Below are 12,275 nucleotides of genomic sequence, written 5' to 3'. Positions count from 1 at the left end.
GACACCTACCCCAATCGGTTGTATGTTTATACGTGTTAGCTAACGCTGTACGCCAAAGAAGGAATCCATGCCGAGAGACAAAACCGCCAATCATATAAAAATTATAGCCGCAGCAAAAGCCGAATTTATGGAGATGGGCTTTGATAAGTCTTCCATGCGGAGTATCAGCAAGCGCTGCGGTATGACGGCTGCGGGAATATATCGGCATTGTGTAGATAAAGCAGACCTCTTTGATCAAATTGTCGCTCCTGCGGTGGATCGCATAAACGCTTGGTTGGATGCGCACGTTGCACGGTATGTGGATGCAGTTCATCACGAAGAACGTATACAGTGGCGGGATTCTGAAATCGACATGATGCGCGAGATTATCTATCCGAATATGGAAGAATATCATCTATTGCTGGCAAAATCGCGGGGGAGTAAGTACGAGCATTTTCTCCACGATCTTACAGAGGGGCAGCAAGCGCAGCTTTTACAATATATGCCGATACTTAAAGCGCAAGGCTACGCGGTGAGGGATATTACTCCAAAGGAGCTGCATCTTTTGCTTTCAGCATATACGACCGCGCTCTTTGAACCGGTTATCCATAATTACAGCGTGGAAGAAGCGCTCCGCAGCTTAACAACGATAGAGGCCTTCTTTGTTCCGGGCTGGAAGCAGTTGTTGGGGTTTTAGAGATTTTCAATAGATAGGTACTTCTAAAAAAATAACCGCCAAGACGCAAAGAGCGCAGAGAAATCACCTAGGGGGCAGCTAACCCAATACCCTCCCAATACCTTTGCGCCTCTGCGGTGAGTAATTGAACGTTGCAGTTTTTTAGAAGTTTCCATAAGGAGAATTGCTTATGAAGGAAAAAGAAAAGAGTCCTTCGCCTATCGCGTGGGCTTTGGGACAAACAGGGGAACACAAAGGACAATATGTGCTGAGTGTTATCCTCGCAGTTATCGGCGTGGCCTTTTCTATCGCACCGTATTTTGTTGTTGCCGGCATCGTACATGGTTTGATGGGCGGAAACAAAGACCTATCATATTATATGGTTCGCTGTCTGATTATCGCAGCGTTCTGGTTTTGCCGTGTACTGTTTCATGCGCTTAGCACATCGACAAGTCATAAGGCAACGTTTGCAGTGCTCGGGGAACTCCGAAAACGCTGTACGGAAAAACTGACAAGAATGCCGCTGGGGGCGATGCTGGAGCAAAGTTCCGGAGCGCTCAAGAATACACTCATCGAACGTATCGACAGCATTGAAACAACACTGGCGCATATCGTTCCGGAGTTCACCGCAAATTTACTGATCCCCGTTATCATTTTGATCTATATTTTTACTATTGATTGGCGTATGGGGCTGGCTTCTCTTGCAACGATACCGGTTGGCTTTTTTTGTTACGGTCTTATGATGAAGGGCAGTCCTCAATTTTATCAACGCACGGTTACAGCCACAAAAGCGCTCAATGATACGGCGGTTGAATATATCGGCGGTATTCAAGTCATTAAGGTTTTCGGAAATACAAAAAGTTCCTACGACCGCTTCGTGCATGACGCGTATGAAGCAGCTCACAGCTATATCGATTGGATGCGCTCCTGTATTCTCACCTTTACATTCGCCACGGTAATCATGCCCGCCACAATGGTTTCCGTGCTCCCCATCGGCGGTCTGTTGGTAAAGGGAGGATATCTTTCTCCGCAGAATCTGGTAACAATCATTATTTTGTCTGTCGGCATCATCACACCGCTTATAACCTTGATGAGTTATTCGGACGACTTTCGAACGATGGGAACCATTTTCGGTGAAGTTCAAAGTATTTTGTATGCTCCCGAAATGGAGCGCCCATTAGACGGAACCGTTCCAAAGAAAAACATGTTGAAGTTGCAGGATGTTCATTTCTCGTATAAAGAACAGGAAGTGCTTCACGGCATTTCTATGGAAATCCCGGAGGGCAGCTTTATTGCGCTGGTCGGTCCTTCCGGCAGCGGAAAGAGTACCATTGCTCGTCTCATCGCTTCGCTTTGGGATGTGAGCAGCGGCTCAATTTTGCTGGGGGATACGGACATTCGCGCAATTCCGCAAGAGGCGTATTCGGATAAGATTGCCTTTGTCTCGCAGGATAATTATCTATTCAACATGACGGTCAGGGAAAATATCCGCATTGGACGGGCGGATGCAACTGATGCAGAAGTGGAGGAAGCGGCAAGACAAAGCGGTTGCCATGAATTCATTTTGGAACTGGAGAATGGTTACGATACCGTGGTAGGCACTTCCGGCGGGCATCTTTCCGGCGGCGAGCGGCAGCGTATTTCCATTGCAAGAGCAATGCTGAAAGCGGCGCCTATTATCATTTTGGATGAGGCAACCGCCTACACCGATCCTGAAAGCGAGGCGGTTATTCAGCGCTCTATCTCTAAGCTGACGGAGGGGAAGACGCTCATCGTGATTGCGCACCGGCTCTCGACGATTACCGCTGCCGATTGTATTTATGTTATTAAAGACGGCACCGTTGCAGACAGCGGAACCCATGATGAGCTTCTTTCTCATCACGGGTTATATGAAACGATGTGGAATGCACATATTGAGGTGAAAGATCATGCTTAAAGTTATTAGAAAGTTTTTTGCGTTCTGCGGTGAAGAAAACCGCCGGAAATTTATCACTTCCATTCGGCTCAATGTTATTCAGGCGCTGTTTGAGGCGCTAAAGATTCCGGCGATTGCAGTGATGATTCGGGCGCTGATGAACGGAACGGTAGACACAAAAGATATCCTGCTCTCGTTAGGGATTATGCTGATCAGCATTGCCGGATCGGGATTGCTAAAATCAAAGGCCGTTATGTTGCAGACCGAAGGGGGCTATGACACTTGTGCGAAAAAACGGGTGGAGATTGCGGAGCATCTGCGGTATCTTCCGATGGGATACTTTAACGCCAACAGCCTCGGACAGATTACGTCTATCACAACTAATATAATGGAAAGTCTTGAAAATATTGCAACCCGTGTGGTAATGCTTGTCTGCGACGGCTTGCTTACAACCTCGCTTATTGTCGTCATGTTGTTTTTCTTCGACTGGAGAATCGCCTGTGTGCTGCTCTGCGGTTTTTCGCTGTTTCTTTTTGCAAACAGCCGTCTCCGGATTGCTTCCGAAAAGGTGTCGGGAAAAAAGATACGCGCAGATGAAAGGCTCGTAGAAAAGGTTCTGGAATACCTGCAAGGGATGACCGAGGTTAAGGCTTACCGGTTGACGGGAGTTAAGAGCAAGGAATTAAATGAGGCAATCTCGGAAAACAGTAAGATCAATATCGACATGGAAATGACACTGGTGCCTCGCATAGCATTGCAGAGTTTTATCGCCAAGCTTACCGGTGTGGCAATGGTAGCTTTTTCATGCGTATTTTATTGTGCCGGAAGTATGGACGCCTTGACTGCCGTTGTCATGGTAATCTCCGCATTTATCATCTATACCGGTCTGGAAACGGCAGGACAATATTCGTCACTGCTGCGCGTGGTTGATATGAGTGTTGACCGGGCGCAGGAAATTCTGAACACGCCGCAGATGGATATATCCGGAGAAAATATTACACCGGCAGTGCGTGATATTACTGCGCAGGATATAGCATTTTCGTATGAGAAGCGGAAAATCATCGACGGGATTTCATTGCATATTCCGGAAAAAACCACGACGGCGATTGTCGGTCCTTCCGGCGGAGGAAAAACCACCTTGGTAAATCTGCTTGCACGGTTCTGGGATGTAGACGGGGGAACCGTTATGCTGGGCGGCCGGAATGTGAAGGATTACGATATGGATTCCTTGATGGCGAATTTCAGTTTTGTGTTCCAATCGGTCTATTTATTCCACGACACCATCGCCAACAATATCCGCTTTGGTCAGTCCGGCGCTCCGATGGAAGATGTGATCGCTGCGGCGAAAAAGGCCTGCTGCCATGACTTTATCTCAAGCCTTCCCCAAGGATACGATACGGTAGTCGGCGAAGGCGGCGCAAGTCTTTCCGGCGGCGAAAAACAGCGCATCTCCATCGCCCGCGCTATGATGAAAAATGCGCCGGTCATCTTTTTGGATGAGGCAACTGCCAACATTGATCCCGAAAATGAAAACGAGCTGATGCACGCCATCCAAGCACTCACCGCCGAAAAGACCGTCATCATGATAGCCCATCGGCTGAAAACCGTAGAGAGAGCCGATCAGATCATCGTCGTAGACCACGGCAAGATTGTGCAGCACGGCACCCATACCCAACTGATGGAGCAGGACGGCATATACCGCAACTTTATCTGCGAACGGCGCGAAGCTGCAAGCTGGAAGGTGCATAAATAATTATATGGAGGAATTTTAAATGAAAAGCGAAAGCAAACTGAAAGGTCGGGATTTGATTAACATCGGAATCTACAGCGCAATTTACTTTGTCATTTTATTTGCGATTGCAATGTTGGGCATGATACCGATATTTTTGCCGCTTCTGTCGGTATTTGTACCGATTATAGGCGGTATTCCTTTTATGCTTTTTTTAACAAAGGTGAAAAAGCCCGGAATGATTTTTATCATGGCTATGATTATGGGAATCTTAATGCTGCTTACCGGTATGGGACCGTGGCCGCTCCTTACCTGCGCAATCGCAGGAGGACTTGCGGAACTGTGTTTTAAGAGCGGAGAATACAAGAACGCCAAAAAAGCGGTTCTCTCTTATGGACTGTTCAGTGTGTGGATTTTCGGAAATTACTTACCGCTGTTTACGGACTACGAGGGATACTTTGCACAGAGAGCGGATTATGGTCAGGCATATATTGATGCGGTTTCAAAACTTATGCCCCTCTGGATGGCGCCGGTACTACTGGCTGCTTGTTTAGTCTGCGGAATTCTCGGAGGGCTTCTTGGCAAGGCTCTTTTGAAAAAGCATTTTGAGAAAGCAGGTCTTGCGTGATAGCATACTCATCCGCACTGTCGCAAGAAAAAAGACGCGGCTTTCTCGACCCTCGCACAAAGCTTGCACTCGTGCTCGTTTTAGCGGTATTTGTTATGGGCGGACTTGGCGGCTCTCAAATGAAATCGATTAAGATAATCTTGTCGGTTCTTCCGTTTTTATTGCTGCTCATAGAACGGCAATGGAAACGGTTTGGACGCGGGGTTATTATGCTTGCGGTCGGTTATGGGCTGCTGATCGCTATGCCGTATTTGCCGGGACTGCTGAACTTCATTGCTTTAATGTGCGGAGGAATTTTAACGCGCTTTGCAGTTACGGTAGTTATGGGCGGATATTTGATTGGAACGACGTCCGTTAGTGAATTTATCTCCGCTATGAAGCGGCTTCATATTCCTCAAGCAATCACCATTCCCATGTCGGTGATGTTCAGGATGTTTCCGACCATTGGAGCGGAATGGAAATCCATCAGACGAGCGATGGGTATGCGCGGAATTCGGTTAGGCGGTGTAAGAGCCGGAGAGGTTGTGGAGTACCAACTGGTTCCTATGATAACTTCAACCGTCCGTATCGGAGAAGACCTATCTGCCGCTGCGTTGACACGCGGATTGGGCGCTCCGATAAAGCGCACTAACATCTGCCGTATCGGATTTCGAGTGCAGGATTTGATATTGCTGATTATCTGCCTCGCCGTTGTTGTCATGTGGATTTTGGAGCTTTGCAGAGTAGCATTATGGTAGAACTTAAAAATGTCAGTTTTCGTTACGGCGCCGGAAATGTTGAGTGCACGTATGCAAGTAGTTTGAAAAATATTGATCTGACGGTAAAAACGGGAGAATGCGTCCTTTTGACGGGCCCGTCAGGGTGCGGAAAGACAACGATATTGCGGCTTATAAACGGTCTGATTCCGCACTTCTATTCCGGAGCACTCAGCGGTGATATCTTCATTGACGGCGACAGTGTTAAGGATCGTGAACTCTATGATACCGCACTCATCATAGGCACCGTTTTCCAAAATCCCAGAACCCAGTTTTACAATGTCGATACCACCGGAGAACTTGCATTCGGATGTGAAAACAGAGGGCTGCCTGAGCAGGAAATCTATACCAGAATCGACCGTACCGTTGCACATTTCCGTATGGCATCTTTGATGGATCGCAATATCTTCCGCCTGTCTGACGGCGAAAAACAAAAAATAGCCTGCGCTTCCGTAAATGTATCCGAACCGAAAATCATACTGCTCGATGAGCCGTCTGCAAATCTTGACTATACGGCAACGCTGATGCTTCGAGAGCTTATCCTGCGCTGGAAGGCAGAGGGAAAAACCATTATCGCGGCGGAGCATCGCATTGCATACCTGTGGGACATCATTGACCGCGCTGTAGTTCTGCGTGACGGAGAGATTGTCGGAGAATTTACCGGAAGCGGGAAAGAGGAGCTTACACAAAATCAGCTTACACAAATGGGGCTTCGTACAACCGTGATGGAATCGCCTGCGGAAATGCAAATGGATTCTTTTCGAGAAGGAGACAGACCAATCACACTGCGAAATTTCCACTTTGCCTATCACGGCGAAAAAAAGAACATTGTGGATATTCCAATACTGCAAATCGCTGCAGGGCAAATTACGGCAATCGTGGGAGCAAACGGCGCAGGCAAGACCAGCTTCCTCAATTGTTTATGCGGACTGGAAAAACGGTGTAAAGGTACCTTGGAGTATGAGGGAAAACTTTACGACAGCAAATCTCGAAAGAAGCTTTGTTTTATGGTTATGCAAGATACCGGCAATCAGCTTTTTACAGAAAGTGTACTGGATGAGGTTCTTATCAGCCTAAAAAAAGGAACAGCAACCGAGAAAGAAACGGCAATGGAAATCATAAGAAATCTTGATTTGGCGGACTTTGCCGATCGTCATCCGCAGAGCCTTTCCGGCGGACAAAAACAGCGGCTCGCCATTGCCTGCGCCCTTGCATCCGGGCGGGACTTACTGCTTCTTGACGAACCGACCAGCGGCCTTGATTATGCGCACATGAAAGAAACCGCCGCATTGCTGGAAAAACTTCGATCGATGGGCACAACAATTCTCGTTGTAACCCACGACGGCGAACTTATCCGCTCCTGCTGCACGAGGCGTATAACCGTATAAGTTTTTTCCGCATCACCACAGATACGGAATGATTTTGTATTTTACCTTCTTTTTATATTCGGTGTATCCGTCTAAATCTTTTTCAAGCACTGCTTCTTCGTTTATAATTCTTTTTGCAATAATGACAGGATATGCAAGAAAAACGACAAAAGAGATAAGAGAACCCAGTACCAAAGGCATCGACAGAAATAAAAAAATCGTTATGGTATACATAGGATGGCGAACGATCCCATACAATCCGGTATCAACGACCTTTTGCCCCTTTTGGACTTCAACCGTTCGTGATAAGTAGGCATTCTCCTTTAATACTTCCGCATAAAGCATATATGAAAGCAGAAATATAGCGGTACCTGTCCATGACAACCAATCGGGTGCTATTATCCATCCGAAGCGGAAATTCAATCCGGCTAAAACAAATCCCAAAAGAAACATTGCGGCACTTAAGTTTATCACCAGACGTTGTTCCGCTTGCGATTCTTTTGTGTTCAAGCGTTTTTTGAGCAAGTCCGGATTTTTCAACAGTAATACAATTCCTGCGAAGAGCATCGGAATAAATAATATCCCCATCAACAACCATGCTTTCCAATAATGAAAAGTTCCTGCAGGTAAAAACAATAAAATTCCTATGGCCACCACGCCGAGAGAAAACTTTAACAGTGCTTTAAAGCATAAATCTTTTTCCATACAACCTCTTTTATATTCCCCTTCGCTCAGTTCTTTATGAGCTGTATAATTTTTTCACAATGCTTTTCTGTTATTTTTACGGAAACTTATCTACGGTTCTGTATATATTCTTTTCTGAGCTTATCGGCAATACCGCTCTTTTGAATATGGTGAATAAGATTTGCATGCGGAAACGGTATGGTTTTGATATCTTTATCATATTCTGTAATTTTTCCGGTTTCATTAAAAAGCGGACGCCCTTCTATCTTGCCGAACTTAATAAACTGTATCCAGTCCTTTTGAATTGCAATAACGGCAGCCTTATTTTCATCGGTAATGTGTATATTCATGTTATCTATGGCGCCGAAGAAAAATGCAAGTTCCGCCCCATGATATGAGCCGCGAAGTCCATTATATAGATTAGGAATATAATTCATTCTATATCCGTATACGGGAGATTTTTCTCCGATTTTTTCCATGAGGAACAGTGCACTTGAGTGAAATACAAGCAACTCCATGATTTGAATTTGTAAGTCTACGATTCCGTTCGCTTCCGGTTTTAGTTCGGATTCAAGAGAATCTGCAAATCCTCCGTATTTTTTCAACAGAAATTCTTTTTAAATGTTCTTTGTTCTTTGTAATTCCAAGGGCTTTGTAGTACATCGGTAATTCAATCATGGAAAATTCATCTTTATTTGACCCTATCAGTACCGGCATACAAGGGAATGATCCTCGTTCCAACAGATTCATCGGGTGCTCTGTAAAAAACTTGCCGTCAATGATATCATTTTGACCTCCTTTTAGTTTCATCAATTTTTTAGCCGACAATTTTTTCAGGGGATTCCGAATAAGTGATAGGGCATCTCGAAAACCTGACCTTGGGCGAATTTGTTCGAGATTTAAAGAAACGATATGAGAGAAGCAAATCAATTAAAAGAATGTCAGAAACTTTGGGCAGCACATAAATATCTCGTTCTCAGCAAGTCCGGCTCTATTTATAACGAGATTCGCGAGTATTTAAAGCGGGAGAATGCACAAGTGCAGTATGTGTTGGCTCTCATTGATCAGGCGCGCACTTTACCGGAGGATCGAGGACAAGTCTGCAACGCGTTTCAGCATATCTGGGGATATTTTAAGAAGCAGGCTACTCAGGATGAAAAGGCGGAGTTTATGTATTGTTTGGAGCAATATCGCAGCGGTCAGGCGGAACAGGAAATTTTGTTGGGCGCTGTGCGCAAGCTCCTTGCAGTCTACCCTAACAAGTATTTGCAGCAATCGCATCTATTATTCGGAGAACAAGATGAGACTTTGGCATCAAGATATGATTAACAAACTCCCGCGTCAACAGCTGTTGGGACAACATAGGGAGTGTTGTGCCTTGCGCGGAAACGGCTGGGGCAGGCAGCATGCAACTGTCAATTATGTTTTTCGTTATTCACCCTATCTGCTTTATTGTTATCACCAACTCATTATGGAGGAGATGAATCGGCGAGGCTACAAGGTCAGTCCTGAGTGGCTGGACAAAGACTATCGCGGCAGAAAATGTCCGGCATATAATAATTTAGCGGTCATCGAAATACTCAACCCCATATATACTGAACATGATGATTGCTATTATCGTGAGTGTCTCAAGAATTTGGAAACCAAGGGAATTCATTTGGATTAAGTAGGGTAACAGCAAATGTATGGAACTTTGTATGGATAAAAGCGAAAAGCTCATTAAATATATACTGTGGGGCTCCATAGCCCTAGACATCACTATTTGTGTATGCTTTGTTATCGGTTTTTCACTGGGACTTGGAAGTGTGGAGATCGGCTTTTTTATGGTAGGTCTTGTTTTCCGGTACGGACTAGCCATAGCCATCATCAGCATTTTATTGAAGTTTGCTGTTATTGCTTTGAGTTTTCAAAGAGATACAAATATAAAAAGAAAGTCATGGTCCATCGCTTTTCTGTCTCTGGTAAGGCTGTTGATTATAGGCGGAGTAATCTGGGGAATTTACTTTATCGGTAAAGTAATGACTGCCGTAGGATAACCCATCGCTAACCCTTTTAATATCTTTTTTTGCTCATCTCTTGCAGCAACAACGCTCTTCAAACAAGGATCTGCCGAATCAATCTTTTAAACATAGATAGTGCTCAATACTTGTGGTATAATACGGGCAGCTGAAAATCGCCGGGGAGTTGTGATTATGGTAAGAGAAGCGGTTAAAGAAGATTTATATGAATTATTGAATCTATCTCTGTTTTTGCACGAAAAAAATATTCCGGAAAATTCAAGCCGCATGGAAAATACATGGAACACAATTATTGAAGATGAGAATCATCATATCATCGTCAATGAAATAAACGGTAAAATCGAAATCCGAGGAGATGATTTTTAGACGATGGAAACAGTGATTATACACGGACAAAATCATAAGGGATCAACATATCATATTGCGAGCAATCTGGCATTGAAAGTCGGGGGAAACATAAAAGAGTTTTTTTTGCCGAAAGATTTCGGTGAGTTTTGTACCGGTTGTACAAAGTGTTTTTTAGAATCGGAAAAACAATGTCCGCATTTCGACAGACTTAACCCTATTACCGAGACGATAGACAAAGCCGATTTGATTATTCTTGCAAGTCCCGTATATGTAATGCACCCAACGGGTTCTATGAAAGCATTTTTAGATCATTACGGATATCGTTGGATGGTACACCGACCGGAGGAAACAATGTTTTCGAAGCAGGGTGTGTGTATTTCCACTGCCGCGGGTGGGGGTATGAAATCTGCAAATAAAGATATGGCAGACAGTTTGTTTTTTTGGGGAGTTGCTGAAATTTACACATACGGCAAAGCTGTTCAGGCTGTAAAATGGCAAGATGTAAGTGAAAAAAATAAAAAATCCATAGATAAAGCATTAAGCTCTCTTGCAAAAAAAATTACCGATAAGTATGGTAAAGCGAAGCCCGGAATAAAAACAAAACTGATGTTCAATATCATACGCCTCTTACAAAATAAAATCCGGAATCGGGCAGATACGGATTATTGGCAGGAAAAGGGATGGCGGGATAAAAACCGTCCGTGGAAATAATGATAAACTTTGGAAATATTCTATAGGGAACCTTTGAAAACCAACCGGGTTTTTAGAGATGCCGCATATTAACTTGAAAGTTTAGTCAATAATTTGGAAACCAAGGGAATTCATTTGGATTAATATTGTGAGGCTTCGCTATAAAAAGAAAGCCATTGTTCATCGTTTTTTTCTTCGGAGGTTTCCCTCACTGCGTTCGGGTCGCTACGTCCGCTGTTCCGCTACCGCTCCAGATTAAGAATATGGACGAGCAGACCATATTTCAAAGATAATCCGAATGAAGCTATTAGACGAATTGCTTCCTTAAAAGAAGATACGAGTGACTATGTTAGGAAATCGATAGGAAACGCTTTAAGGGATATTAGCAAAAAATTTCCGGAATTAATTGAAGCTGAACTCAATAATTGGAACTTAGAAAGCAAAGAAATAAATCAAGTGTATAAGTTGGCGAGTAAATTTATTAGCTGACACATGAGAAATTGTGGAGGGGTAAACTGGCACGGCATATTATTGTAGTTGCATATGACCCGAGATGGGTTGAGCAATATAATTCAGAAGCATTAAAAATAAAAGGGATCTTGCAAGATAACTGCGTTACAATTCATCATATAGGCAGTACAGCTGTTAAAGGACTTTATGCAAAACCAATCATTGATATTATGCCTGTTGTGCATAGCCTTGAAGAAGTAGATGGGGTCAGCACTGAATTTGAGAAAATCGGCTATGAATATATGGGCGAGTTCGGAATCAAAGGACGACGCTATTTGTGCAAAGGCGGCAACGACAGGACGCATCATATTCATATTTTTCGCGAAGACAATACTGCTGATATAAGCCGCCATTTAGCAGTCAGAGACTATCTCAGAACGCACAAAGATGTTTGCGGAAAGTATTCTGCCTTAAAACGTACGCTTGCCCAAAAATATCCCTACGATATAGACAGCTACTGCGGCGGAAAAGCTTCTTTTGTTCGACAGATGGAAAAGAATGCTGTAATATGGAAAGAATAGGCAACATAATTATTGTCCGAGCTTTTTAAACGATAAATTCCAGCTTGCCTAACTCAAACAATTAAATAAGAAGCTACAAAGTAATTCACAAACTAGTAAATCTGCCGCTGCCTACATCAAACCTGGGATAACACCTTTTACAAAAGTATTGCGTTTCTATTGCTTTTGTATTACTCTAATACTAAGAGGTAACTATGAAAACAGCAGTTTTACAAACACGGATAGATAAAACGCTCAAACAAGATGCAGATGCTTTTTTTCGAATCAATCGGAATGGATACGACAACTGCGATACGTATCTTTTTAAAGCAAACGTTAATCCAGCGCAAAATCCCCTTTGAAATCGTTCAAGATAATTCTTTTTATTCGGATAACAATATAAAGGCTTTGGAACATTCTAAAGCTCAAATGGAAAATGGGCAGCATTCAATCCGTGAACTTGTCGAGGCGTAACA

14 protein-coding genes and 1 pseudogene are annotated in these 12,275 nt (G+C 44.0%); 13 read left to right on the top strand and 2 right to left on the bottom strand.

All coding sequences use genetic code 11. From position 1 onward, the window contains the following. Positions 1 to 67 precede the first annotated feature (67 nt). From GWP40_RS04910 to GWP40_RS04885, 6 genes are all read left to right on the top strand, one after another. A complete protein-coding gene (locus GWP40_RS04910) occupies positions 68 to 676 on the top strand; it encodes a TetR/AcrR family transcriptional regulator (protein WP_212566289.1) in 609 nt (202 codons plus the stop codon). 169 nt (positions 677 to 845) lie between these two features. Continuing rightward, positions 846 to 2,591 (top strand): ABC transporter ATP-binding protein, encoded by a 1,746-nt coding sequence (locus tag GWP40_RS04905; RefSeq protein WP_212566288.1) that lies wholly within the window; start codon positions 846 to 848, stop codon positions 2,589 to 2,591. Beyond that, entirely contained in the window at positions 2,584 to 4,323 is a 1,740-nt protein-coding gene (locus GWP40_RS04900) for an ABC transporter ATP-binding protein (RefSeq protein ID WP_212566287.1), read from the top strand. The genes GWP40_RS04905 and GWP40_RS04900 overlap by 8 nt, the downstream gene beginning before the upstream one ends. Before the next feature lie 19 nt (positions 4,324 to 4,342). After that, a complete protein-coding gene (locus GWP40_RS04895) occupies positions 4,343 to 4,927 on the top strand; it encodes an MptD family putative ECF transporter S component (protein ID WP_212566286.1) in 585 nt (194 codons plus the stop codon). Continuing rightward, positions 4,924 to 5,664, top strand: a complete 741-nt coding sequence (locus GWP40_RS04890; RefSeq protein WP_212566285.1) for an energy-coupling factor transporter transmembrane component T — start codon at positions 4,924 to 4,926, stop codon at positions 5,662 to 5,664. Before GWP40_RS04895 ends, GWP40_RS04890 begins: the two co-directional genes overlap by 4 nt. After that, on the top strand, positions 5,658 to 7,070 hold the full coding sequence (locus GWP40_RS04885; RefSeq protein ID WP_212566284.1) for an ABC transporter ATP-binding protein: 1,413 nt from the start codon (positions 5,658 to 5,660) through the stop codon (positions 7,068 to 7,070). Before GWP40_RS04890 ends, GWP40_RS04885 begins: the two co-directional genes overlap by 7 nt. Before the next feature lie 12 nt (positions 7,071 to 7,082). On the opposite strand, the gene GWP40_RS04880 is transcribed toward GWP40_RS04885, so the two are convergent. Then, positions 7,083 to 7,754: a methyltransferase family protein gene (locus tag GWP40_RS04880; protein ID WP_016519404.1), complete on the bottom strand. Its 672-nt coding sequence runs from the start codon at positions 7,752 to 7,754 to the stop codon at positions 7,083 to 7,085. 86 nt (positions 7,755 to 7,840) lie between these two features. Continuing rightward, a pseudogene (locus tag GWP40_RS04875) lies at positions 7,841 to 8,570 on the bottom strand (carboxylesterase family protein); the annotation flags it as partial. A 75-nt stretch (positions 8,571 to 8,645) separates the two neighbouring features. On the opposite strand from GWP40_RS04875, the gene GWP40_RS04870 reads away from it, so the two are divergent. The 7 genes from GWP40_RS04870 (at position 8,646) to GWP40_RS04840 (ending at position 12,273) form a co-directional block, all read left to right on the top strand. Next, the gene (locus tag GWP40_RS04870) at positions 8,646 to 9,062 is read left to right on the top strand and encodes a YbgA family protein (protein WP_212566283.1); all 417 of its coding nucleotides are present in this window, start codon (positions 8,646 to 8,648) and stop codon (positions 9,060 to 9,062) included. After that, positions 9,034 to 9,399, top strand: a complete 366-nt coding sequence (locus GWP40_RS04865) for a TIGR02328 family protein (RefSeq protein WP_212566282.1) — start codon at positions 9,034 to 9,036, stop codon at positions 9,397 to 9,399. Before GWP40_RS04870 ends, GWP40_RS04865 begins: the two co-directional genes overlap by 29 nt. Before the next feature lie 31 nt (positions 9,400 to 9,430). Beyond that, positions 9,431 to 9,769: a hypothetical protein gene (locus GWP40_RS04860; protein ID WP_212566281.1), complete on the top strand. Its 339-nt coding sequence runs from the start codon at positions 9,431 to 9,433 to the stop codon at positions 9,767 to 9,769. A gap of 156 nt (positions 9,770 to 9,925) precedes the next feature. After that, complete coding sequence (locus GWP40_RS04855; RefSeq protein WP_016523493.1) at positions 9,926 to 10,117, top strand: hypothetical protein; 192 nt, start codon at positions 9,926 to 9,928, stop codon at positions 10,115 to 10,117. A gap of 3 nt (positions 10,118 to 10,120) precedes the next feature. Continuing rightward, positions 10,121 to 10,810 (top strand): flavodoxin family protein, encoded by a 690-nt coding sequence (locus GWP40_RS04850; protein WP_016523494.1) that lies wholly within the window; start codon positions 10,121 to 10,123, stop codon positions 10,808 to 10,810. 479 nt (positions 10,811 to 11,289) lie between these two features. Continuing rightward, complete coding sequence (locus tag GWP40_RS04845; RefSeq protein WP_212566280.1) at positions 11,290 to 11,820, top strand: GrpB family protein; 531 nt, start codon at positions 11,290 to 11,292, stop codon at positions 11,818 to 11,820. 249 nt (positions 11,821 to 12,069) lie between these two features. Next, entirely contained in the window at positions 12,070 to 12,273 is a 204-nt protein-coding gene (locus tag GWP40_RS04840; protein ID WP_230974610.1) for a type II toxin-antitoxin system antitoxin, RelB/DinJ family, read from the top strand. The last annotated feature ends 2 nt before the right edge of the window (positions 12,274 to 12,275 follow it).

Origin of the sequence: Treponema vincentii (assembly GCF_018336815.1) — a bacterium.
Taxonomy (GTDB): domain Bacteria; phylum Spirochaetota; class Spirochaetia; order Treponematales; family Treponemataceae; genus Treponema.
The sequence above is the reverse complement of the archived record's forward strand: the minus strand, read 5'-3'. Positions and strand labels throughout refer to the sequence as shown.